We start from the raw sequence: 21,438 nt of genomic DNA on the forward strand, positions 1-21,438 counted from the left end.
GCCTCACCGCCCCCAATGCCACGCGATGAGCAGCGCGTACAGGCCCATCGACGCCGCGTAGAGCGCGGCAAGCAGCGCGTATCCCGCGATCTGGCGTCCGAGCGCCGCCTTCGGCCTGATCCACCAGCCGAGCGCCCTGAAGGCGGCGGGCACCAAAAGCCAGCCGAGAAGCTGGGTGCTGACGAGATTGCCGACGAACAATGACAACCAGACCGGCATGCCGTGACTGTCGATCAAGGGCGCGCTGACAAAATAGCCCCAGAGGTAGACCACGGGATAGAGCACCAGGAGTACGATGAGGTTGCTCTTCCAGATCAGGCCGGGTCCTTGCTCCGACGCCTGGACCTTGCCGGCCGGGAACCAGAAATTGAAGCCGTAGCTCGCCCGCTTCACGTTCATGCCGGCGTTGAAGCGCGCGCCCTCCTTCAGCAGCGTCTGCCGCAACGGCGAGTCGAGCCACGCGTTGAGGTTGGCGTCACTGTCGAACGACAGGATGATGATCCATTCGTCGTGCAGGCCCGGAATTGGCCGCTCGATCTTGTGGCGCAGGAATCCCCTGAACTCGGCCTCCGCGGCCTGGATGCGCTGCTGCCATTTGAGGAAGGCATCCTCGAGTCCATCGGGGACCTTGAAGGAGATGACGGCGGAGACCGCACTGTCGCGCGCGACGCCGGTGTCGGGCAGGATGTGGACGTCCTCCGAACCGACGAAGAAACGCTGCACCTCTGCAATCAGGCGCGCGCGCACATCGCTCTGAAGCCAGGCGCGTGCGGCGGCGGGACTTGCAAAACGCAGGATCGTGACCCAGTCCACATGCGCCGGCGGCTGCGGCGGCACCACCTCCTGCCCCAGGAAGCCGGGCCATGCCTTGAGCACCTCGCCCACCTCGCCGTTCCACCGTGCGAACGCGGCAAAACCGTCGTCGGCGATGCGACGCTGGATGACGAGGGCGACCGGCTGGCCGGCCGTATCGGGAGATTCTCTCATCGCGGCCGTCCGCTTCAGCTCTTCTTGTAGAGACGCTTGCCCATCACCCAGGTCTCGTCGACGCAGCGGTCGTCGCCGACCATCATGACGGCGAACAGCATGCTCGCGGCCTCGTCCATCGTGCGCGGCCCATTGCCGTCGGCGATCAGCGACTGGTGCCACGCTTGCGCGGCTTGCCCGCCGTTCGGATCGAGCGCGACGAAATCGGCCTCCTTGCCGGGCTCGAAATTGCCGAGCTTGTCGTCGATGTAGAGCCCCTCGGCGCCGCCGAGCGTGATCGACCAGAAGCCGCGATAGGGCGAGAGCTTGTTGCGTTCGGCCTCGGCGAGATCCTTTCGCGTCGGGTCGATGCTGCCGTCGAGCAGCGTGTTGTTGCACATGCCGACCTTGTAGGCGTCGTCGAGCACGGAGATCATCGAGAAGCGGTTGCCGCCGCCCACGTCGGTGCCGAACGACATCTTCACGCGGTGCTCCGGATCGGTGGCGCGGCCGAGACGAAACAGGCCGCTGCCGAGGAACAGGTTCGAGCACGGGCAGAACACCACCGCCGCGCCCTTCTTCGACATGCGGCGAAACTCGTTGTTCGAGAGATAGACGCCGTGGCCACCGGAGAATTTCGGACCGACCAGGTCGAACTTCTCGTAGACGCCGAGATAGTCGCGGCAATCCGGATGCTCGACCAGCACGCCGCTGCATTCGGCCGGGTTCTCGGATATGTGGGTGTTGACCCAGCAGTCCGGATGCTCGTGCTTGAGGCGCTGGCACGCCTTGAGCAGCTCCGGCGAGGCGCCGAAGGCGAAGCGCGGCGTGATGGCGTAGAGGTTCCGACCCTTGTTGTGGTACTGCGCGATCAGCCGCTTGCTGTCGCGATAGAAATTCTCGGGCGTATCGACATAGTCGGCCGGCGCGTTGCGATCGATGCCGGTGAGGCCGGCGATCACGCGCATGTTGCGGCGGGCTGCTTCGTCGAACAGCTCCTCGGTCGAAACCGGTGAGGAGCTGGTGAAGGCCTGGCACGTGGTGGTGCCGGAGGCGAGCAGCGTGTCGAGAAAGCGCTTCACGCCCTCGCGCGCGTAGTTGCGGTCTTTGTATTTCATCTCTTCCGGGTAGACCCACATCTGGAGCCACGGCAGCAGCTGCTCGCCATAGGCGCCGAGCACGCGCGTTTGCGGCAGATGGATGTGACCGTCGATGAAGCCCGGGACGATGATGCGGTCCTTGATGTGGCTGATCTGGACGCCGGGATGTGCGGCCGCGATCGTCTCGTAGGGACCGAACGCCTTGATGATTCCGTCGGTGACGACCATGAGACCGTCCTGGTGAAAGCGTGCGGCGGCCTGCTCGTTGCCGACGTGCTTCCAGGGATCGTCGACGAAGTCGAAGAACGTGCCGCGAATACCGACGGTGGTCATGAATTGGTTCCTTCCCTAGGTCTGTGTGGCGTGTCGCGCCGAAGGCAGCGAGATCGCAAGCAGCGTGCCCGCAACGGCGCAGAGGCCGAGATAAAGCCATCCGATCGGCGCCTGCGTTGCTTCCGGCAGCACCGCCGCGATCGCCATGACGCCGCTCACCGCGAGATAGCAGAGCGCGCTGATCAAACCGCCGATCAGGCCGTGGTCGCGCTCGAACAGGCCGAGCGCCATGCCGTACATCATCGGGCACAACACGCCGCAGCCGCCGAGCACCAGCGCGCCGCCGATCGTGATCGAAGCGAAATCGAGACCGAGGGTCATGCCGGTCGCGGCCAGCACGGCAGCGCCCGCAACAAACAGCGCGAAGGCGCCAAAGCCCATCACACGAGCCGGCATCCAGTGCGCGAAATGCGCGCAGCCGAGCTCGCCGGCGAGATTGACGCCGCCAAGGCCGAGCGCGACGAGGCCGTAGATGGAAGCCGAATAGCCAAGACCGGTCTGGTAGAAGAAAGGAGCGACGACGCCGAACGCCAGTTGCGCGCTGGCCGCCGCGGCAAACACCAGCACGAAAGCCAGGAAGCCCGGACGGACCAGCGCCCCGCGCAGAATTCCGGCGGTACGGCGCGGATCGAACGGCGCGCGCCGCTCCACCGGCAACGTCTCGGGCAAGAGCAGCGCGACGATCGCGGCAACGATAGCCGCGGCGATGGCAATGACGACGAAGACGCCGCGCCAGGATGTCAGCTCGACGATGAATCCGCCCGCCGCCGGCGCAAGCACCGGCGCCAGCCCCCAGGCGGCCCCAAGCAGGCCGGAGATCGCCGTGAGATCGCGGCCGCGAAAACAATCGGCGGCAACCGCATAGGCGACGACGAGACAGGTGCAGCCGCCGACGCCTTGCAAAAAGCGCAGCGCAAGCAGCAGCGAGGCGCTGGTCGCCAGGGCGCACGCGATGCTCATCGCGATGAGCACCGTCAGGCCTGCGAGCAGGACGTTGCGGCGGCCGAGCGTATCGGAGGCGATGCCGACCGGCACCAGCGCCAAAGACATTCCAAGCATGTACGCCGTGACGGTGTTCTGCATCGAGGCGGGATCGGCGGCGAGATCGACCACCATCTGCGGCAGGCCGGGCGTATAGGCATCGAGCGGGATCTGGCTGAACGGCACGACGCACAGCAGGATCGGCACGATCCCGCGCTTCGCGCAACCGGCGTCCGAAGCAAGTGCAGTCATGAAGCAACGCCCCCACAGTGCCCGCCCCGTCTTTTCGTGCACGCGTTGAGACGCGACGATGCAGGTTGCGGATCTTGACGCGCGGGAGCGTGCCAGAACTGTGTATAAAAACCCTTAGGGGTTCCCGTTCAATCCTGGCGGCTAATGCCCGGACCCTGTGGCGTGGTGACGCTCCGACAAAAAATGCGAAAACAACCCCATGCACAGTAGAGATCGGATCGAATCATTGACCTTTCCTTAACTTCTGTAAAAGCGAAATATTCACTTGCGCCGTCGGGCAAAACAGGCGCAGACTTGCATTATCCCCAATCGTGAGTTCGCCGCTGCACCGGACCATTAGCCGTACGGAAGGCATCGCGGTTTCGGATGATGCGGTCCCTCGACCGGCAAGCAGGTCTGGTGTCCGCGGCACCCACCTCCCCATGCCCTTGCAAAATCGCACGTTCGGCGCCCGAGCAATCTGCAGCGGGGATGGCCTCGACACAGCGATGAGATACATTGGAGTTCATGATGAACGCAGACGCCGCCGACTTGAACTACGGCTCGATCAGCGCGCTGCTGAGCGCCCTGCACGCGCGCAAGGTGTCGGCATCGGAATTGCTCGAGCACACGATCGGACGCATCGAGGCGCTGGACGGGCGCATCAATGCCGTCATCGTTCGCGATTTTGATCGCGCAAGGGACGCCGCGCGCGCCGCCGATGCCGCGCTTGGCCGCGGCGAGCGGCTTCCACTGCTCGGCATCCCCATCACCTTGAAAGAGCCGTTCAACGTCGCCGGCCTGCCGACGACATGGGGCTTTCCGCATTTCAGCGACTTTCAACCGGCGGAAGATGCCCTCGTCGTCTCGCGGCTGAAGGCGGCGGGCGCCGTCATCATCGGCAAGACCAACATCCCGATCGGTCTGCGGGATTTCCAGAGCTACAACGAGATCTACGGGACGACGAGCAATCCGTGGGACCTCGGCCGGTCGCCGGGCGGTTCCTCGGGCGGATCGGCCGCGGCACTGGCCGCAGGCTTCGGTCCGCTCTCGATCGGCTCGGATATCGGCGGCTCGATCCGGGTGCCCGCGCATTTCTGTGGGGTGTTCGGACACAAGCCAAGCCTCGGCCTGGTCCCGCTGCGCGGATACAGCCTGCCGCCGGCTCCTCCCGTCCCGGGTCAAGGTGATCTCGCGGTCGTCGGGCCGATGGCGCGCACCGCCTCGGACCTCGCATTGTCGCTCGATGTGATTGCTGGCCCCGACGAGACGCGGGACGGGATCGGCTATCGCCTTGCGCTGCCCGCCCCGCGCCACAACGACCTCAAGGATTTCAGGATCCTGGTGATCGATACCCATCCGCTGATGCCGACGGGTGATGCCGTGCGTTCGGCCATTGGGCGGTTGGCGGAACGGCTCGAACGTTCAGGCGCGCGGGTCGCGCGCGCGAGCATTTCGCTGCCCGATCTCGTCGAATCCGCGCGGCTCTACATGAAACTGTTGAACGCCGCGCGAAGTCCGCGCCTGACACCGGCCGCCCTCGCAGAGGCGCAAGGAGTTGCCGCGGCACTCTCGCCCGACGACCACAGCATGCAGGCTGAGCGCGCCCGCGGCTGGGGCATGCTCCATCGCGAATGGCTGGCGACCGACGCGGCCCGCCTGCAGCTGCAGCAACGGTGGCAGCAGTTCTTCCGCGAGTTCGACGCAGCGATCTACCCGGCCGCGGCCGTGCCGGCCTTTCCGCAAGACCAGTCCGAGCCGTTCGACGCGCGACGGCTCGACATAGATGGAAAGCTCTACAACTACTCGGATGCGTGCTTCATCTGGGCCGATCCCGCCTCGACCTGCGGACTGCCGGCGACCGCCGTCCCGATCGAGCGCACGCCGTCGGGCCTGCCGATCGGCGTCCAGATCATCGGGCCTTATCTCGAGGATCGCACCACGATTGCGCTGGCGGGACTGATCGAACGCGAGTTCGGCGGCTTCGTCCCGCCGCCGTCGCTGTCTGCAATGCAATCCGCAAGATGAATCAGGTTCTATCAGCCGACTGCGCTTCCACCGCCTGAACGGCGACGCTCGCCACCTGCCGCAGCGCCTCGCGATCGGAGCCCGAGGACGCCATCACGCCCATGCCGACGGAGACCGCCGAGACGTAGCGCGCGAGCGCGGCGGGATCCGAGGTCGGCTTGAGATCGCCTTCCGCCTTGGCGCGGATGAAGCGGTCGCGCAGCTGGTCTTCGTTCTCGGCGCGGCGGGCGGCGAGCTCGAAGGGGACGTTCTCGGAGCCGCTGCCGCAGGCGATGCCGCCCTGCACGAGCAGGCAACCGGGCGGATTGGCCGGATCGGTCTGCTTTTCGGCGATGCCCATCAGCATTCGTTCGGCGACATCGCGGGCGGTCGGAGCCGCCACCACCTCGTTCATCCAGACATTGCGCAGTTTGGTGTAGCGGTCGAGCGCGGCCTTCAGCAGGCCTTCCTTGTTGCCGAAGCAGGCGTAGAGGCTGGGCGGATTGATGCCCATCGCCTCGGTGAGCTGGGCGATGGTGGCGCCCTCATAGCCATGGCGCCAAAACACTTCCATCGCCTGGTCCAACGCCGTCTCGGCGTCGAATTCGCGGGGGCGTCCCATGCCCATGTGCCTGTCTCCTCGGGATTCGCGTTCAGCCTGAGGCTTAACGCCAAATCCTATCTATTTGTTCTAGCTTTATTTTCTCGGCCGCTTCCAATTCTTGCGGTATGCCGCTACAATTTTCTTAGTGAATGGTACATAAGTATCTTGCACTGCGGCATCCAGCTCCACATCTGTAGTGAACACTACATATCTGGAGCGCGCAAATGCATCCCTCCCAAAATTCCGACCAAAATACCGTCCGCACCGGTCGTTTCCGCCGCCTTCTCGGCGGCGTCGCCATTGTGGGCGCCCTCGCCGCAGCCGGCACGATCGCGACCGGCCATTATTTCCGTGCAGCCCAGGCGACGGCAACGGCCGCCGCGGCCGAGCAAGCCGTCTCCGTCACCGTCGCGATGATCGAGCCGCGGCAGACCGTGCTGTGGGACGATTTCTCCGGCCGGCTGGAAGCCATCAACCGGGTCGACCTGCGACCGCGCGTGTCCGGTGCGATCATGTCCACCAACTTCACCGAAGGCGCGCTGGTGAAGGCAGGCGACGTTCTGTTCAAGATCGATCCGGCGCCTTACGCGGCCGAGGTCGACAAGGCCAACGCGCAGCTCGAGGCGGCGAAAGCGCGCGTCGTGTTCACCCAGAGCGAGCTGGAGCGCGGCGCACAGCTGGTCGGCAACGCCGTGGTCACGCGCCGCGACTACGACCAGCGCGACAACGCCAATCGCGAAGCCATCGCCAACGTGAAGGCCGCCGAGGCGACGCTCCAGACCGCAAAGCTCAACCTCGACTACACCGAGGTGCGCGCGCCGGTCGACGGCCGTGTCGGCAAGTTCGAGATCACCGTCGGCAATCTCGTCGCCGCCGGCACCGCCTCCCCGGTCCTGACCTCGCTGGTCTCGGTCAACCCGATCTACGCCTCGTTCGACGCGGATGAAGAGGTGGTGCTGCGGGCGCTGAACTCGATCGCGGATGCCTCCGGCCAGCGCGGCAAGCTCGACCAGATCCCGGTCGAGATGGCGACCTCCGGCGGTCTCTCCGCGAAGGGTCACATCCAGCTCATCGACAACCAGGTCAACGGCCAGAGCGGCACCATCCGTGTCCGCGCGGTGTTCCAGAACGAGGACGGGCGTCTCATCCCGGGCCAGTTCGCCCGCGTGCGCATGGGCCAGCCGAAGCAGCAGACGCTGGTCATGATCGACGAGCGCGCGATCGGCACCGACCAGGACAAGAAGTTCGTGATGGCGGTCGGCGACGACAGCCGCGCGGTCTACCGGCCGATCACGCTCGGCGGCTCGGTCGACGGGCTGCGTATCGTGACGGCGGGGCTGAAGACCGGTGACCGCATCATCGTCAACGGCCTCCAGCGTGTGCGCCCGGGCGCCCTCCTCAAGACCGAGGTCGCCGCAATGGGCGCGCGCGGGCCGCAACAGGCTTCCAACCACAGCAACCAGGACGTGGTGCAGCGCTGACAAACTCCGTCATTCCGGGGCGCGCGTAGCGCGAACCCGGAATCTAGAAGTTTAAGAACTCCGAGCACATCACCTCGAGATTCCGGGTTCGCGGGCTTTGCCCGCGCCCCGGAATGACGGCGGAGCTGTGTGGAGACGACCAAGATATTGCCCAGGGGCAAAGCCATGAATCTCTCAAAATTCTTCATCGATCGTCCGATTTTCGCCGGTGTGCTGTCGGTCCTGATTTTCCTCGCCGGCCTGATCTCGCTGTTCGCGATGCCGATCTCGGAATATCCCGACGTCGTGCCGCCCTCGGTGCTGGTGCGCGCGACCTATCCCGGCGCCAATCCGAAGGTGATTGCGGAGACGGTGGCGACCCCCATCGAGGAGCAGATCAACGGCGTCGAAGGCATGCTCTACATGTCGAGCCAGGCGACCACCGACGGCGCGATGACGCTGACGGTGACGTTCCGCCTCGGTACCGACCCCGACAAGGCGACGCAACTGGTGCAGAACCGCGTGCAGCAGGCCGAGCCGCGCCTGCCGGCCGTGGTGCGCCAGCTCGGCATCATCACCAAGAAGTCGTCGCCCGACCTCACCATGGTCGTGCATCTGCTGTCGCCGAACGGCCGCTACGACATGACTTACTTGCGCAACTACGCCGTGCTCAACGTCAAGGACCGGCTGGCGCGGATCGACGGCGTCGGCGACGTCCAGCTCTATGGCGCCGGCGATTATTCGATGCGGGTCTGGGTCGATCCGCAGAAGGCCGCCGAGCACGGCCTGACCGCGAGCGACATCGTCAAGTCGATCCAGGCGCAGAACGTCGAGGCCGCCGCCGGCGTCGTCGGCTCCTCCCCGAACGTCAGGGGCATCGACCTGCAAATGTCGGTCAATGCGGAAGGGCGGCTCGCCAACGAAGAGCAGTTCGGCGATATCGTGGTCAAGACCGGCACGCGCGGCGAAGTGGTGCGACTGCGCGACGTCGCGCGGATTGAGCTCGGCGCGTCCGAATACGGCCTGCGCTCGCTGCTCGACAACAAGCAGGCCGTCGCAATCCCGATCTTCCAGGCGCCGGGCTCCAATGCGCTGGAGATTTCCGACCATGTCCGCGCCACCATGGCCGAAATCAAGAAAAACATGCCGGAAGGCGTGTCCTACCAGATTGTCTACGATCCCACCCAGTTCGTGCGCTCCTCGATCGAGGCGGTCATCCACACCCTGCTCGAGGCGATCGCGCTGGTGGTGCTGGTCGTGATCCTGTTCCTGCAGACCTGGCGCGCTTCCATCATTCCCCTGCTGGCGGTGCCGGTGTCGATCGTCGGCACGTTCGCAGTGATGCACCTGTTCGGCTTCTCCATCAATGCGCTCAGCCTGTTCGGCCTGGTGCTCGCGATCGGCATCGTCGTCGACGACGCCATCGTCGTGGTCGAGAACGTCGAGCGCAACATCGAGGGCGGGCTGTCGCCGCGCGATGCCACCTATCAGGCCATGCGCGAGGTCTCCGGTCCGATCATCGCCATTGCCATGGTGCTGATTGCCGTGTTCGTGCCGCTCGCCTTCATCTCCGGCCTCACCGGGCAGTTCTACAAGCAGTTCGCGCTGACGATCGCGATCTCGACCGTGATCTCAGCCGTCAACTCGCTGACGCTGTCGCCGGCGCTGTCCGCGCTGTTGCTCAAGGGCCACAACGAGCCGAAGGACAGGCTGACGATCATCATGGAGAAGGGCCTCGGCTGGTTCTTCCGCGGCTTCAACAAGGCCTTCACCCGTTCGTCGGAGAATTACAGCGGCGCCGTCACCAAGGTGATCTCGGGCAAAGCCGCGGTGATGGGTCTCTATGTGGTGCTGGTCGGCCTCACCGCCTTCCTGTTCCAGCAGGTGCCGAGCGGCTTCGTGCCGGGCCAGGACAAGCAATATCTGGTCGGCTTCTCACGGCTGCCCGATGGTGCAGCGCTCGATCGCACCGAAGAGGTGATCCGCAAGATGAGCGACATCGCGCTGACCCAGCCCGGTGTCGAGAGCTCGGTCGCTTTCCCGGGCCTGTCGATCGCCGGCTTCACCAACTCCTCCAACGCCGGCATCGTGTTCTCGACGCTGAAACCGTTCGACGAGCGCAAGAGTCCGGCCCTGAGCGGGAATGCCATCGCGGCCGATCTCAACAAGAAATACGCCGGAATCCAGGAAGCCTTCATCGCGATGTTCCCGCCGCCGCCAGTCAACGGCCTCGGCACGATCGGCGGCTTCAAGCTGCAGATCGAGGACCGTGCCGGTCTCGGCTATGAGGCACTGAACGAGGCGACGAAGGCGTTCATGGCGGCGATGCAGAAGGCGCCGGAGATCGCCGGTGTGTTCTCGAGCTTCCAGGTCAACGTGCCCCAACTGTTCGCCGACATCGATCGCACCAAGGCGCTCCAGCTCGGCGTGCCCGTGACGGAGGTGTTCAACACGCTGCAGATCTATCTCGGCTCCTATTACGTCAACGACTTCAACAAATTCGGCCGCACCTACTCCGTCTATGTCCAGGCCGACGCACCATTCCGTGCGCGGGCCGACGACATCAGGCAATTGAAGGTGCGCTCGTCCTCCGGCGACATGGTGCCGCTGTCGGCGCTGCTGAAGATTCGCCAGAGCGCGGGACCGGAACGTGCGATCCGCTACAACGGCTTCCTGTCGTCCGACATCAACGCGGCGGCCGCGCCCGGCTTTTCGTCCGGCCAGGCGCAGGAGGCGGCGACGCGGATCGCAGCGGAGACGTTACCGCCGGGCTTTGCTTTCGAATGGACCGACCTGACCTATCAGGAGTTCATTGCCGGAAATTCCGGACTCTGGGTGTTCCCGCTGGCGATCCTGCTGGTGTTCCTGGTGCTGGCGGCGCTCTACGAGAGCCTGACCCTGCCGCTCTCGATCATCATGATCGTGCCGATGGGTCTGCTCGCCGCGATGTTCGGCGTCTGGATCTCCAAGGGGGACAACAACGTCTTCACCCAGATCGGATTGATCGTGCTGGTGGGACTCTCGGCCAAGAACGCGATCCTGATCGTCGAATTCGCGCGCGAACTCGAGTTCGCAGGCCGCACGCCGATCCGGGCCGCGATCGAGGCGAGCCGTCTGCGGCTCCGCCCGATCCTGATGACGTCGATGGCGTTCATCATGGGCGTGCTGCCGCTGGTGCTCTCGACCGGCGCGGGCTCTGAGATGCGGCGCGCCATGGGCGTCGCCGTGTTCTCCGGCATGATCGGCGTTACCGTGTTCGGCCTGTTCCTGACGCCGATTTTCTACGTGCTGCTGCGGACCGTCACCGGCATGAAGCCGCTGGTGCATCACGGCAGCGGCTCCAGCGTGGCTCCGGTCCAGGAGCTACATCACGAAGGCGCAGGCCACTAGATCAGGGAAATCCCCGAGACCAGCAGCAGCACGAGCACGGTCTTGCGAAAGACCGTCTCGTTGACCCGGTGAAACGCGATCACGCCGAGCGCAGAGCCGGCGAACAGCGCCGGCAGGCTGATGGCGAGATCGATGAACACCTTTGACGACAGATCCTGATGTCCCACCAGCAGCGCGATCGCGAAGACCTGCATCGCGGCGATGAAGGGCTGCACCAGACCGCGCTGCTCGCTCTTGGGCACGCCGCGCATGTCGCACCAGATGGTGGGAATCGCACCGGGCATCGCGGTCAGGCCGCCGACCAGCCCTCCCCCGAACCCGATCAAGGCGACCCAGTGCCGGCCGACAGCCTCGCCGGCCGTCACCAGCGTCGGCCGCAGCAGCATGTAAGCGGCGTACAGCGCGACGATGATGCCGAAGCCGCGCCGGAGCAGATGCGTATCCGTGCTCTGGAGCAGCGATACCGCGATGGGAACGCCGATCAATCCGCCTACGATCAGCAGCAGGCTGCCTTCCCAGCGGATGTTGCGCCGAAGTGCCCAGAGGTTGGTGGCCTGCACGCCGATGCTGCACGCCATCATCAGCGGCACGGCTTCGAGCGGCTGAAACACCCGGAGCAGAATGGCGCCCGCCACCGCCGAGAAGGCAAAGCCCGACAGCCCGGAGACGAAGGCGCCCGCGAACACGGCGACGCTCAGCAGGATCAGAGTCGTGATATCAGGCACAAACCGTCCTCCGGTCAATCGTAGGGAATTTGCGAGACGCGGATTTCGGCGCTGTCGGTGCAAACGGCCGGTTCGCGTGGAAATGACGCCTGCATCGCGTGGGCGTGGGATCGCTCCAGCATCGCGAAGCCGACCAGTTGGAGGGTGACGAGCGCCGCGGTCAGCGCAATCGCCACGATGTTGACGTTACGCACGTTCGAACGTGGGGTGGCCGGTCGCGCGCTGGCGCGGATCAACTCCGTTGGCATTCTCAAAAATATCCTCTTCGCGCGAGACGGGACTCATTTCGTTCAAACACGATTTTTCGTCCGGCTGCCCCAGCAGATGGCGATAGCGTCGCAGCACGCGCCGCGCGTCGATTTCCCGCTGCTCGCGGAAGGCCGCGCCGATTGCCGTGACGATATCGCTGAACCTGGCTGCCAGACCGGGTGACGCCGTTGGCATGACAATCTCCTCTCAACCTGTACGAGAGATTGGCGGGATTCACTTCCGCTTGCAGTGGGTTGCTTCACACGGATGTCTGAAACGTCGAACAACCGATCGTGTGACGTCTAGTAGAAGAGAACGCGGAAAATCGCGTCATTCGATCGAACGACGCGCGATAACTTTCTAATGATGCTTCTGTTTGAACCTATCGCGAGCTGCAGCGACTCGCCTGCGCTTGCCGTGCGCGTCAGTGCACGAGCGGATTGGAGAATCCGGCCGCGAGCTTGACGAGATCGGCCTGACGGGAGACGCCGGTCTTGGCGAAAACGCGATGCAGATGCGTCTTCACCGTCGTCTCCGCGATGCCGAGCGCAACCGCCGTCTCCGGAACGCCGCCGACCTCGACGATCGACTGCAACACCCTGAGCTCGGCAGGCGTCAGATCGAAGGTGCGGTCAATCAGGCCGGCGCATGAGCGTCCGTCGAGTTCCGCCTTCCACAGAAACAGGGCGCCGACGGCCGAGCTGCGCTCCGCCGCGCCTTCACGCTGCAGCGACGGCAGCGCGATGACGTGAGCAACGTAGTAGGAACCGTCATGCGACATCAGCGGAATTTTCCGCCCCGAAGCCGCCGCCAGGGCAACCTCGCCTGCATCGCGGAAGATGTCGCGCAGGGCCGAATTTGCAGCGGAGGACCGTGCCACGAGCCGGCCCGCGACGGACCGCAGCACATCATCGGCGGCCAGGATCGTGTCTGCCGCCGGGTTGCTGTGGACGATATGGCAGGCGGGATCGAGCAGGATGACGCCGGCATTGAGCCGGTCCACCACGTCGGCGAGCGCGATCGCACGCTGCTGCTTCCGCTCGATCGCCCGGTTGATCAGCAGCGCCCGGCTCGCATGCGAAACCAGGAACTGCATCCGCGCCCGCTGCCCGGCGTCGAGCATGTCCCTGCCGGGGATCACGGTCATCAGCATTGGACACGGCGACTTCGACTGCTCCAGCACCACGTTGGCGACATCGACGCAGCCCTGCGGACGCAGCCATTCCTGGTAGAAGCGTCCGCGGCGGTACTCGTCGAAATTCACGAGGTCGGGGATGTTTCGGACCTCGCCGTAACGCGGCAGCCTGGCGAGCGGATCGTAGCGGGAGTAGGTCTCGGCATAGAGCTGAATGTAGTGCGGATCGACGCCGCAGTAATAATGCGTCGCGCCGGACTTGCTGACCGGGTCCTTTGAAATCAGGCCGCAGGCCTGGCTGCCGATGAACGCATTGAGCTTGACGACGACATCGCTCCACAACTCCGGGTGGAGACCGGCGTCATAGATCGTCTCGATCAACTCGGACTGTTTTGGAGGACGGGGCATCGGAACAGCTAATGGTGACACATGGAGATAGCGAAATGTTCTTCATGCCCGGCGGCCTAGGTGAGTCACTCGCGAGAGCAAAAGGTTCAACTCCGGCAACGGTCCATCGATCAGTGAACGAGCGGATTGGAGAATCCCGCTGCAAGCTTGACGAGGTCGGCCTGGCGGGAAACGCCGGTCTTGGCGAACACCCGGTGCAGATGCGTCTTCGCCGTCGTTTCTGCGATGCCGAGCGCAATCGCCGTCTCCGGGACGCCACCGACCTCGACGATCGACAGGAACACGCGCAGTTCGGCCGGCGTCAGATCGAAGGTCCGCGCGATCAGATCGCCATAGGACTGGCCGCCGAGAGAGACCTTCCGCAGGAGCAGCGCACCGACGGCATCGACCACGCGCTCGCTACCGTTCCGCAGCACGGACGACAGCGGCAGGATATGCGCGACGTAGCGCTCGCCACTGGGTGAAAGCAGCGGAAACGCATGTCCCCTTGCGGCAAGCAGGGCCATTTCATTGCGGGCCGCGAAGACCTCCCGCAGCGTCTGGTTGGCTTCGGGGCTGACGGTCACGAGTTGCCCGGCGACGGACCGAACCAAGTCGTCGGCCGCAAGCAAGGCATGGCCTGCGGAATTCGCGTGCACCACCCGGCAGAGGGCATCGAGCAGGAAGATACCGGATGCCAGATTGTCCAGGACGTCCGCCAGCGCCGTCGCCAACGTCAGTTGGGACGTGATGGCGCGGTTGATCAGCAGCGCGCGGCTGGCATGCGGCACGACCAGCGAGAGGCGGTGCTTCATCGCCGGATCCACCATCCGGCGGCCCGACAGCACCGTCATCATCACGGGGCAGCTCGCATTCGACTTGTCGAGCACGACATTGGCCGCATCGCTGCAGCCCTGCGGCTGCATCCATTCCTGGTAAAAGCGCCCTCTCCGATATTCCTCGAAATTGACCAGATCCGGAATGCTGACGATCTCGCCATGCGGCGGCAGCACCGTCAGCGGATCGAACTTCGAATGGGTCTCGGAATAGAGCTGGATGTAGTGCGGGTCCGCGCCGCAATAGTAATGGGTGACGCCGAATTTGCTGATCGAATCCTTGGAAAACAGCCCGCAGGCCTGACCGCCGACGAAGTCGCGGATGCCGGTGACGACGTCATTCCATAGCGAGGGCTCGAGTCCGGCGTCATAGATGGACTCGACGAGTTCGGGCAGCTTCCGAGCTTCGTGCATGGTTTGAAATGGCCTGAGTGATCAATATCACCAAGCATACCACAACCACAGCATGCGACATCCTCCGATCGGAGGACACGCCGGCCGGGCGGATGGAGCCCGGCCGGCGGGCGTCGCGCGAGAGCCGCCAGGGCTGGATGCCGGCTCAGAACGCGACGCGAACGCCCCCCTCGCCGTGCCGGTGCGGAATCCGCAGCAGGCGCCGGCTGACGGTCGCAACGAGCTTTCGTTTCATTTTCATTCCCCAGTCGAGGCCCACTCGCGCGCGGGCGTGCTTCAGCCGGCCTTCTCCGATCGGAGAGGGCCGATGCAGCGAAATCGGAATCGCCGATCTCCACGGTAGAAACGTCTGCCGCGCTCGACTTGGACGGAGGCGGCCGGACTTCGTCCCGGAACGAACCAGTGCCGTTTTGCCGGTCACTGGTGCACAGTTGCGACACTGTCACCGGGACGCTCACGCCTCGTCCCAGCCGACCTTTTCCGCATTCTCCGACCAGACCGCGGCGCGATAGATCTCGCGCCCGCCGGCGTCTCTCACGCGGATGCAGGCATCGCGGTCGCGCAAATCGTCACGCCAGACGAACAGATGTCTGGCCATCTCGTCGGCCACCACGAATGTCGCGTTGGCCTGCTCGAAGACCATGCCGCCGGGGTCGATCTTCACGACATTGCCGACCATGAGGTCGAAGAAAAAGCGGCGCATTCAACACTCCGGCTGCCGACGCCGCACGCAAGGCGGTGGTCATGACTTCGCGATCAGGGATCGGCCAGATCCCTGCCCGTCGATTGAAATTGGTTTGAAATCAGTCGCGACAGCTACGGCATTTCGCCGCTCCTGACGTCGCTTGGCGTCGCGTTGTAGGTCCGCCGGAAGCAGCGGTTGAAATAGGAGAGATCGCCGAAGCCGACATCGTAGGCGATCGAGCTCACGGTCCGCTCGGCGAATTCGGGCTCGCGCAGCATGCGATGGGCGCGCTTGACGCGCTGATCGATCAGGAAGGAGGAGAACGTCTTGCCGTCGGCCTCGAACAGGCGCTGGAGATAACGCGGCGTGACGCCGAGTTCCTGGGCAACCGTGGCCACCGAGAGATCCTGCCGCCAGCAATTGTTGGCGATGGAGACTTTCGCCTTCTGCAGCCGCGCCGCCTTGACGCCGCGCCGCCCGGCCAGCTCCAGCGGCTCGCTGGTGGCACCGAGGACGATTGCCAGAAGATCGTGCAGATGCCCGACCCCGAGCTGCCGCAAATGGGGCATCGCGAACACCTTCTCCCGCACCAGCGTCACCGCGTAATCGACCAGCAATCGAAGTCCCGTCGAGCTCTCCGGCATGACACGCATCACCGCATCATCGACATCCACGATCATCGGCGACAGCACGCGTCTCGGCACCCGCAGCGAGAAGCAGCTGCCCAGTGACAATCGCTCGAACGTCGTGACGTCCTCCGCGCTCGTCAGGACCGCCTCTCCCGCACGAAGACTCAGATCATGTCCTCGCTCGGATATCCCGAGAACGCCCGACCTGTTCACGATCAGGGCGAGGCTGTCGTCGCCGTCGGCCACCAGTTGCCTGGTGCGAATGACCCGCGCTCCGCACAATCCTCCGATCAACAGCTGGGCTTCCGGCAAGACGTGGGACGTGAAGCTCGCCGCGGCCGGTCTTCCCTCCCTTGCCTCGACCTCCGCTTTCAACACCCCGCGGCAATAGAAGTCGCGAAGCAGCGGGATGCGTTCACCTTCGGGAATCTCGTTCGTGGAAACATTGAGAACGGAAAAATCAACCATGCTGTTCACTGCAATCTCTCCAGCCACGAGCAGGCCCAGCCACGCGCTGCTGTTTCCTCACACGCGCGCTCGATGCCGACACGGCATCTCTTCGCGGCGTACGCTGCTCTCGCTCTTCTGGAGCGCGATATACGAAAGTATCAAATGACGCGCGTCCTGCATTCGGAGGACCCGGTAGCTGGGTTCATCACAATGGATTGAGATTGCGGCACGTAACGGCGAACCATGTGAAATGGATCACACGGCGTCGTCACCGAAGCTCGTTCGCTGTGCGAAAGGCACGGCAAAGCCGGCGGCGATCTTCACCAGATCGGCCTGCCTGCCGGCTCCGGTCTTCTCAAACAGACGACCGAGATGCGTCTTCACCGTCGTCTCTGCGATGCCGAGCTTCGCCGCGATGTCGGGAACACCACCAATTTCGATGATGGCCATCAGTACACGCAGCTCGGATGGCGTCAGCCTGAAGGCCGCTGCGATCGCGTCGGCCGCGAGCGACGGCATCGTCGAGGCCTTTTGAACGAAAAGCGCCGTGGCAGCAATATCTCGCGACAGGCTGCGATCGCGCTTCAACGGACAGGCGTGAAGCAGGTAGTGCTGCCCATCAACCGACGTCGCAAGCTCGATCTGACGGCGAGCAGCGGAACGGGTTCCGACGTCTGAATCGATTTCGCACAGGCTGCGGAATATCTTGTCGGCCTGGGTGTTGCGGGCCACGATCCGATCGCCGACCATGGCGAGCAGATTGGCATCGGCGAACAACCGGCGGCATGCGGCGTTGGCATGCACGACCCGGCCGTCTGCATCGAGCAGGCAGATCGCCGTGCTCAACCCATCGAGGACATCGGCAAGGTCGTCCACGGTATGCGCGCGCGCCCTGATCTGCCGGCCCATGATCCTCGAACGCTGGAGGTGCGGAGCAAGCAGCCGCATGCGCTCTCGCATCGGCTCATCGACCGTTCCGCGCGACCGGTGGCGCAACACCTGCAGGATCGTGGTCCGCGCGTCCGACTTCTCGAGTGCGACGGTCGCAAGGTCGATCGCCCCTTGCGGTTCCATCCACTCGCGATAGAAGCTCGTCGCCAGAAAATCTGCATGAGGCATGACGTCGGTTACGCCGATCGTCTGCTCGGCCGCGATCGTGAGGTGTCGGTCGAGCAGAGGGTCGAGCTCCACATAACGGTCGCGATAAAGCTGGCGAAAGCGGGATTCGGTACCAAAATGCTGGTGAATCTCGATCGAGAGCCTGGCTGAATCCCTCGACAGGATGGTCGCGGCACACCCGCCGACGAAATGCGAAACCTGCTCCAACGCCCCGCTGCGCAGCGCGGGATTGACCGCCGCATCGTAGATCTCCCCGACGAGGGACGAGAACCGGTTTGCGTGGAGGATCGTCATCGGCCGGACGACGCAATCGGCGTGTTGCCCGCGCGAGAAAGAGAGCTCGCGATCCGGGATCCGGCGGAGGAGACGGACCGGTCGACTGTCCCCTTCGAGGAGGAGAAATCGTTGCAGCGAAATGCTGGAATATCGAACATTGTCCTTGCGTAACGTCAACCGCAGGATGCGGCTTGGACGTTTTCGCCAAAGACTAGGATAAATGCGAACAGCGCGCGGACTGTGTGCGGTGTGTCACGCGCCGGCGCGCGCTGAAGAGTCCGTTGCCGGCGATCCTGCTGCCTTCGCAGCCGGCCCCGGCAATTTACTTCCGATTCTCCTCGCAGAATTTGAGCGCCGCCAGCGCTTCGCCGGCACGCGGGATCTGCATCTCGATGCTGTCCTCGTCGTCGTCCTCGAAATCGAGCGAGAGACGCTTCGCCTTGGACAGCCGGTCCATCATCGACTGATCGTATTCGAAGATGCCGCGCACCGTGGTCTTGTCCATGACCTCCCACTTGGACTTCTTCATGATATCGGCGTCGTCGGTGCCGACATCTGCCCGGAGGACCTCTCCGACCTTGTCCCACTCCCAGCCGTCATAGATCATCACGATGACAATGGCCTTCTCGGAATAGGTGATGACGATGACGTACTCGCGGTTCTCGTCTTCCTTGTCCTTGTAGCCGCGGCTGGCGTTGCAATGCGTGTCCTGCGTACGCTTCTCGATGGTCCAGTCGCCGACCCTTGATTGCTGCGCCAGCACCGGCCCCGCGCTCAAGGCGCCCGCGAGCACCCCTGCGGCGAGAAGGAATTTTTTCATGTCAGCCTCCAGCGTGTTCCCCACGCGAAGATGACCATCTCTATTTGCAACCCGCAAGGGTTTCAGGCGCCTGCATGGAGTAGCCCATGCCCTACGTCCGCCGCGGCACGATCGCGATCGGAGTAAACGTGTAAACCTCCTCGCCGCTCTGGTTGAACATCGTCCATTTGACCAGCGCGATGCCCTGCGGCTTCGACCTCGACGGCGTCAGGCTCATGACCTCGCCGATCAGATGCAGGCGGTCGTCGGGCCTCACCGGGACCGTCCAGCGCAGCCCGTCGACACCGGCGCCGATCAGCGGATGCGGACCGAAGGGTCGGGTCTGGATCGCGAGGTTCATCGCGATCGCGGCGGTGTGCCATCCCGAGGCAGCAAGGCCCCGAAACAGCGTCTCCTTGGCGGCCTCGTGGTCGAGATGCATCGGCTGCGGATCGAACTCGGCTGCGAAACGCTTGATGTCGGCCTCGGTGACCTGAACTTCCGGGGATTTGAACCGCATTCCGACGGTGAGATCGTCGAACCACTCGACCTGCGCCATGATTCTGCCTCGCAATGGGATGCGCCGCGACCGCGGCTGAAAGAATTGAGGAAGAGTGGGGATGTAGCGGCTCCGCAGTGCACAAACCAGCCCCGGGTTCCCCACGAAACCCGTTTCCCGATGCGACGAAGCACGCCTGAAACAGATCGCTGATTATCTCGTTATCAAAATCAAAACAGGGACGGCCGTCATGCAGTTCTTTCTCGACCTGATCTGGGATTATTCCTGCTGCCAGCACCTCCTCGCCCTGCAACCGCAGGAGGACCAGCCATGATCGAAGTGATCTCAGCCCTGCTCGCCCTTTGCAGTATCGGCGTTTTTGCGGCGCACGCACTGGACGCCTATCGCACCACGCACTCCTGATCGAAAACGCCTAGAACGGCCGCCGGTAGAAATGCTCCGAATGCGTTGCCGGCGGAAACCTGTTGGCGAGCGCGAGAGCGGCCTTCTCGTCCGTCTCGAGGGCGATTTTCTGTGCGAGCATGACGTCGCCAGGAACAAGAAAGCCCGACGGGACGAAGCACCAGCCCATCCTCGCAATTCCGGCTTCGTCGACCTCGTGGACATTTGCCGCCGTGCCGTAGTGGATGCGATAGGTCTTGCCCGTATCACAGCCGACGACATCGAAATACCGGTGCTGCTCGAATTGCGCGCGCTGCGCCGGTGACAGCCATTCGGTCAGAAGCCGGCGGCCGCGGGCATCCGGCGTGTTCTCGCCGAAGAAGCGCCGATAGAGCTCGCGCAGCGCATGCAGACGCGCACGCGCCGGCGCACGGAGCCAGACTGCCGCGATCATGGGCAGCTCAGATCAACCGCCGACCAGGCGAGGATAGAACAGCGTTTCCTGCACGGTCGGGTCGAATGATCGGATCCGCGTGACTTCGCCGGGCCCGGTTCGAAAGGCGGCGGTGAAGCCGGCTCCGGTCAGCTCCCGAAAGCGCTGTTCGGCCCGCGCCAGCGCTTCGGCATTGCCAGGATCAAACTCGTGGCGCGTGTCGCCAGTCTGGTCCATCACGATCTGGGTTGCCATAGTTGAGTCTCCTCATGCCCAGCCCTGAACCTGATCAAAGCAAACCTCGTGCCGTCGGTTCCTGATGGCAACAACTTTCTCGCGCCGGCGCATCACGCCTTGCTGAGCAAGAGCATTCTCAAGCGAAGTGGATGCCGGTCCGCGTCAAGAAACGCGTCCAAACAAGAATCCAGCGCCCCGTTCGAAACCGGGCTCTGGTCAGCGCAAGGCGGCCGCTCCTCCCCCCTCGTCGATCTGCCGTCCCATCAAGGCGATCGCCTTCTGATAGACGCCGGCGGCATTCCAGGCTTCGATGGCGACGAAATTCGGCTCGCCCGGCTGGTAACCGGCTCCTGCGCGCCAGCCATGGGCTTTCAGGAAATTCGCCGTCGAGTTCAGCGCATTGGCCGCAACCTCGAGATTGCCGGTGCCATAGGCCAGGATGTTCTTGGGCATGAACTGGGTCTGGCCGACCTCGCCATGCATCGAGCCGCGGGTTGCTCCCGACAGCGTGCCGCGATCGACCAGCTTCAGTGCGGCATAGAGCTGGTCGGTGAAGAATTCGGGACGGCGGCAGTCATAGGCGAGCGTCGCAATCGACGAGAGCATGTTCTGGTTGCCGCGCTGGCTGCCGAAGCCGGTCTCCATGCCCCAGATCGCGATCAGCGGCCCCGGCGGGACGCCATAGCGCTGCTGGATCGAGGCGAACAAGGCCGCCTGCGACTGCTTGAGCTGGCGCCCCTTGGCAACGATGGTGGTGGCGCCGCGCTTGGCCAGGAACTGGTCGAGCGACAGCGAGAAGCTGCGCTGGCCGCGGTCGGCCGCGATGGTGGCACTGGCGTAGTTGGTCTGCATCAACGCCGAGAGCGCGGTCTGGCCGATGCCCTTGCCCTGTGCTTCGGCACTGAACTCGCGCTTCCAGGCCTCAAAACCCGCCGGCGAGCTGCCGCATTGGGCGGCCTTGGCCACGGATGCCAGAGAGAGAAGCAGCGTGGTAGCACCGATCATGGCCGTCGCAACGGTCCTGCCCTTGGTCATTCCTGGTTCCTCTCACTTGCGGTGCGCGACCGGCTCGCGCGGGCGCATGATCCTAC

Annotated in this window: 20 protein-coding genes; 3 read left to right on the top strand and 17 right to left on the bottom strand. The window is 64.2% G+C overall.

The genetic code is table 11. The features are described 5' to 3' along the window. Nucleotides 1–3: 3 nt before the first annotated feature. Genes NR187_RS14255 through NR187_RS14265 form a run of 3 tightly spaced genes read right to left on the bottom strand, consistent with a single transcriptional unit; the run spans nt 4 to nt 3,632 of the window. A complete protein-coding gene (locus NR187_RS14255; protein ID WP_256806815.1) occupies nt 4–987 on the bottom strand; it encodes an antibiotic biosynthesis monooxygenase in 984 nt (327 codons plus the stop codon). Between the two features lie 14 nt (nt 988–1,001). Continuing rightward, nucleotides 1,002–2,399 (bottom strand): guanine deaminase, encoded by a 1,398-nt coding sequence (guaD, locus tag NR187_RS14260; RefSeq protein ID WP_256806817.1) that lies wholly within the window; start codon nt 2,397–2,399, stop codon nt 1,002–1,004. Between the two features lie 15 nt (nt 2,400–2,414). After that, the gene (locus NR187_RS14265; protein WP_256806819.1) at nt 2,415–3,632 is read right to left on the bottom strand and encodes a multidrug effflux MFS transporter; all 1,218 of its coding nucleotides are present in this window, start codon (nt 3,630–3,632) and stop codon (nt 2,415–2,417) included. A gap of 510 nt (nt 3,633–4,142) precedes the next feature. Here NR187_RS14265 and NR187_RS14270 point away from each other — a divergent pair. Beyond that, complete coding sequence (locus NR187_RS14270) at nt 4,143–5,639, top strand: amidase (RefSeq protein WP_256806821.1); 1,497 nt, start codon at nt 4,143–4,145, stop codon at nt 5,637–5,639. Nucleotide 5,640: 1 nt separating this feature from the next. On the opposite strand, the gene NR187_RS14275 is transcribed toward NR187_RS14270, so the two are convergent. Next, nucleotides 5,641–6,246, bottom strand: a complete 606-nt coding sequence (locus NR187_RS14275; RefSeq protein WP_256806823.1) for a TetR/AcrR family transcriptional regulator — start codon at nt 6,244–6,246, stop codon at nt 5,641–5,643. A 200-nt stretch (nt 6,247–6,446) separates the two neighbouring features. Here NR187_RS14275 and NR187_RS14280 point away from each other — a divergent pair, with 200 nt between their 5' ends. Beyond that, the gene (locus tag NR187_RS14280) at nt 6,447–7,703 is read left to right on the top strand and encodes an efflux RND transporter periplasmic adaptor subunit (protein WP_256806825.1); all 1,257 of its coding nucleotides are present in this window, start codon (nt 6,447–6,449) and stop codon (nt 7,701–7,703) included. 165 nt (nt 7,704–7,868) lie between these two features. Further along, nucleotides 7,869–11,072, top strand: coding sequence for an efflux RND transporter permease subunit (locus NR187_RS14285; protein WP_256806828.1), 3,204 nt, complete (start codon nt 7,869–7,871; stop codon nt 11,070–11,072). On the opposite strand, the gene NR187_RS14290 is transcribed toward NR187_RS14285, so the two are convergent. From NR187_RS14290 to NR187_RS14350, 13 genes are all read right to left on the bottom strand, one after another. Beyond that, nucleotides 11,069–11,797, bottom strand: coding sequence for a sulfite exporter TauE/SafE family protein (locus NR187_RS14290; protein ID WP_211383400.1), 729 nt, complete (start codon nt 11,795–11,797; stop codon nt 11,069–11,071). The genes NR187_RS14285 and NR187_RS14290 overlap by 4 nt on opposite strands. 14 nt (nt 11,798–11,811) lie before the next feature. Continuing rightward, entirely contained in the window at nt 11,812–11,991 is a 180-nt protein-coding gene (locus NR187_RS14295; RefSeq protein WP_256806829.1) for a hypothetical protein, read from the bottom strand. Further along, nucleotides 11,984–12,241 (bottom strand): hypothetical protein, encoded by a 258-nt coding sequence (locus NR187_RS14300; RefSeq protein ID WP_256806831.1) that lies wholly within the window; start codon nt 12,239–12,241, stop codon nt 11,984–11,986. The genes NR187_RS14295 and NR187_RS14300 overlap by 8 nt, the downstream gene beginning before the upstream one ends. Nucleotides 12,242–12,470: 229 nt before the next feature. Beyond that, a complete protein-coding gene (locus NR187_RS14305; protein ID WP_256806833.1) occupies nt 12,471–13,589 on the bottom strand; it encodes a helix-turn-helix transcriptional regulator in 1,119 nt (372 codons plus the stop codon). 110 nt (nt 13,590–13,699) lie between these two features. After that, nucleotides 13,700–14,818, bottom strand: a complete 1,119-nt coding sequence (locus NR187_RS14310) for a helix-turn-helix transcriptional regulator (RefSeq protein ID WP_256806835.1) — start codon at nt 14,816–14,818, stop codon at nt 13,700–13,702. A gap of 454 nt (nt 14,819–15,272) precedes the next feature. Continuing rightward, nucleotides 15,273–15,521 carry a hypothetical protein gene (locus NR187_RS14315; RefSeq protein WP_211383396.1) on the bottom strand — a complete coding sequence of 83 codons (249 nt, stop codon included), beginning with the start codon at nt 15,519–15,521 and terminating at the stop codon, nt 15,273–15,275. 113 nt (nt 15,522–15,634) lie between these two features. After that, complete coding sequence (locus tag NR187_RS14320; protein ID WP_211383559.1) at nt 15,635–16,600, bottom strand: AraC family transcriptional regulator; 966 nt, start codon at nt 16,598–16,600, stop codon at nt 15,635–15,637. Nucleotides 16,601–16,837: 237 nt separating this feature from the next. Next, nucleotides 16,838–17,995, bottom strand: a complete 1,158-nt coding sequence (locus tag NR187_RS14325) for a LuxR C-terminal-related transcriptional regulator (protein ID WP_256806838.1) — start codon at nt 17,993–17,995, stop codon at nt 16,838–16,840. Nucleotides 17,996–18,299: 304 nt separating this feature from the next. Next, on the bottom strand, nt 18,300–18,797 hold the full coding sequence (locus tag NR187_RS14330; protein WP_256806840.1) for a hypothetical protein: 498 nt from the start codon (nt 18,795–18,797) through the stop codon (nt 18,300–18,302). Nucleotides 18,798–18,888: 91 nt separating this feature from the next. Next, entirely contained in the window at nt 18,889–19,335 is a 447-nt protein-coding gene (locus NR187_RS14335) for a MaoC family dehydratase (protein ID WP_211383393.1), read from the bottom strand. A 373-nt stretch (nt 19,336–19,708) separates the two neighbouring features. Then, a complete protein-coding gene (locus NR187_RS14340; RefSeq protein WP_211383392.1) occupies nt 19,709–20,131 on the bottom strand; it encodes a hypothetical protein in 423 nt (140 codons plus the stop codon). A 12-nt stretch (nt 20,132–20,143) separates the two neighbouring features. Next, on the bottom strand, nt 20,144–20,365 hold the full coding sequence (locus NR187_RS14345; RefSeq protein ID WP_211383391.1) for a hypothetical protein: 222 nt from the start codon (nt 20,363–20,365) through the stop codon (nt 20,144–20,146). Between the two features lie 198 nt (nt 20,366–20,563). Further along, a complete protein-coding gene (locus tag NR187_RS14350) occupies nt 20,564–21,382 on the bottom strand; it encodes a lytic transglycosylase domain-containing protein (protein ID WP_211383390.1) in 819 nt (272 codons plus the stop codon). Nucleotides 21,383–21,438 lie beyond the last annotated feature (56 nt).

The sequence above is a fragment of the Bradyrhizobium sp. Bra64 genome (genome assembly GCF_024519875.1).
In the GTDB taxonomy this organism is placed as follows: Bacteria; Pseudomonadota; Alphaproteobacteria; order Rhizobiales; family Xanthobacteraceae; genus Bradyrhizobium; species Bradyrhizobium japonicum_G.

What these genes read in the sequence shown, in the direction of transcription:
- NR187_RS14255 (WP_256806815.1), bottom strand. Translation starts at nt 987, where the DNA reads ATGAGAGAATCTCCCGATACGGCCGGCCAGCCGGTCGCCCTCGTCATC.
- guaD (WP_256806817.1), bottom strand. Translation starts at nt 2,399, where the DNA reads ATGACCACCGTCGGTATTCGCGGCACGTTCTTCGACTTCGTCGACGAT.
- NR187_RS14265 (WP_256806819.1), bottom strand. Translation starts at nt 3,632, where the DNA reads ATGACTGCACTTGCTTCGGACGCCGGTTGCGCGAAGCGCGGGATCGTG.
- NR187_RS14270 (WP_256806821.1), top strand. Translation starts at nt 4,143, where the DNA reads ATGAACGCAGACGCCGCCGACTTGAACTACGGCTCGATCAGCGCGCTG.
- NR187_RS14275 (WP_256806823.1), bottom strand. Translation starts at nt 6,246, where the DNA reads ATGGGCATGGGACGCCCCCGCGAATTCGACGCCGAGACGGCGTTGGAC.
- NR187_RS14280 (WP_256806825.1), top strand. Translation starts at nt 6,447, where the DNA reads ATGCATCCCTCCCAAAATTCCGACCAAAATACCGTCCGCACCGGTCGT.
- NR187_RS14285 (WP_256806828.1), top strand. Translation starts at nt 7,869, where the DNA reads ATGAATCTCTCAAAATTCTTCATCGATCGTCCGATTTTCGCCGGTGTG.
- NR187_RS14300 (WP_256806831.1), bottom strand. Translation starts at nt 12,241, where the DNA reads ATGCCAACGGCGTCACCCGGTCTGGCAGCCAGGTTCAGCGATATCGTC.
- NR187_RS14305 (WP_256806833.1), bottom strand. Translation starts at nt 13,589, where the DNA reads ATGCCCCGTCCTCCAAAACAGTCCGAGTTGATCGAGACGATCTATGAC.
- NR187_RS14310 (WP_256806835.1), bottom strand. Translation starts at nt 14,818, where the DNA reads ATGCACGAAGCTCGGAAGCTGCCCGAACTCGTCGAGTCCATCTATGAC.
- NR187_RS14315 (WP_211383396.1), bottom strand. Translation starts at nt 15,521, where the DNA reads ATGCGCCGCTTTTTCTTCGACCTCATGGTCGGCAATGTCGTGAAGATC.
- NR187_RS14320 (WP_211383559.1), bottom strand. Translation starts at nt 16,600, where the DNA reads ATGGTTGATTTTTCCGTTCTCAATGTTTCCACGAACGAGATTCCCGAA.
- NR187_RS14325 (WP_256806838.1), bottom strand. Translation starts at nt 17,995, where the DNA reads ATGACGATCCTCCACGCAAACCGGTTCTCGTCCCTCGTCGGGGAGATC.
- NR187_RS14330 (WP_256806840.1), bottom strand. Translation starts at nt 18,797, where the DNA reads ATGAAAAAATTCCTTCTCGCCGCAGGGGTGCTCGCGGGCGCCTTGAGC.
- NR187_RS14335 (WP_211383393.1), bottom strand. Translation starts at nt 19,335, where the DNA reads ATGGCGCAGGTCGAGTGGTTCGACGATCTCACCGTCGGAATGCGGTTC.
- NR187_RS14340 (WP_211383392.1), bottom strand. Translation starts at nt 20,131, where the DNA reads ATGATCGCGGCAGTCTGGCTCCGTGCGCCGGCGCGTGCGCGTCTGCAT.
- NR187_RS14345 (WP_211383391.1), bottom strand. Translation starts at nt 20,365, where the DNA reads ATGGCAACCCAGATCGTGATGGACCAGACTGGCGACACGCGCCACGAG.
- NR187_RS14350 (WP_211383390.1), bottom strand. Translation starts at nt 21,382, where the DNA reads ATGACCAAGGGCAGGACCGTTGCGACGGCCATGATCGGTGCTACCACG.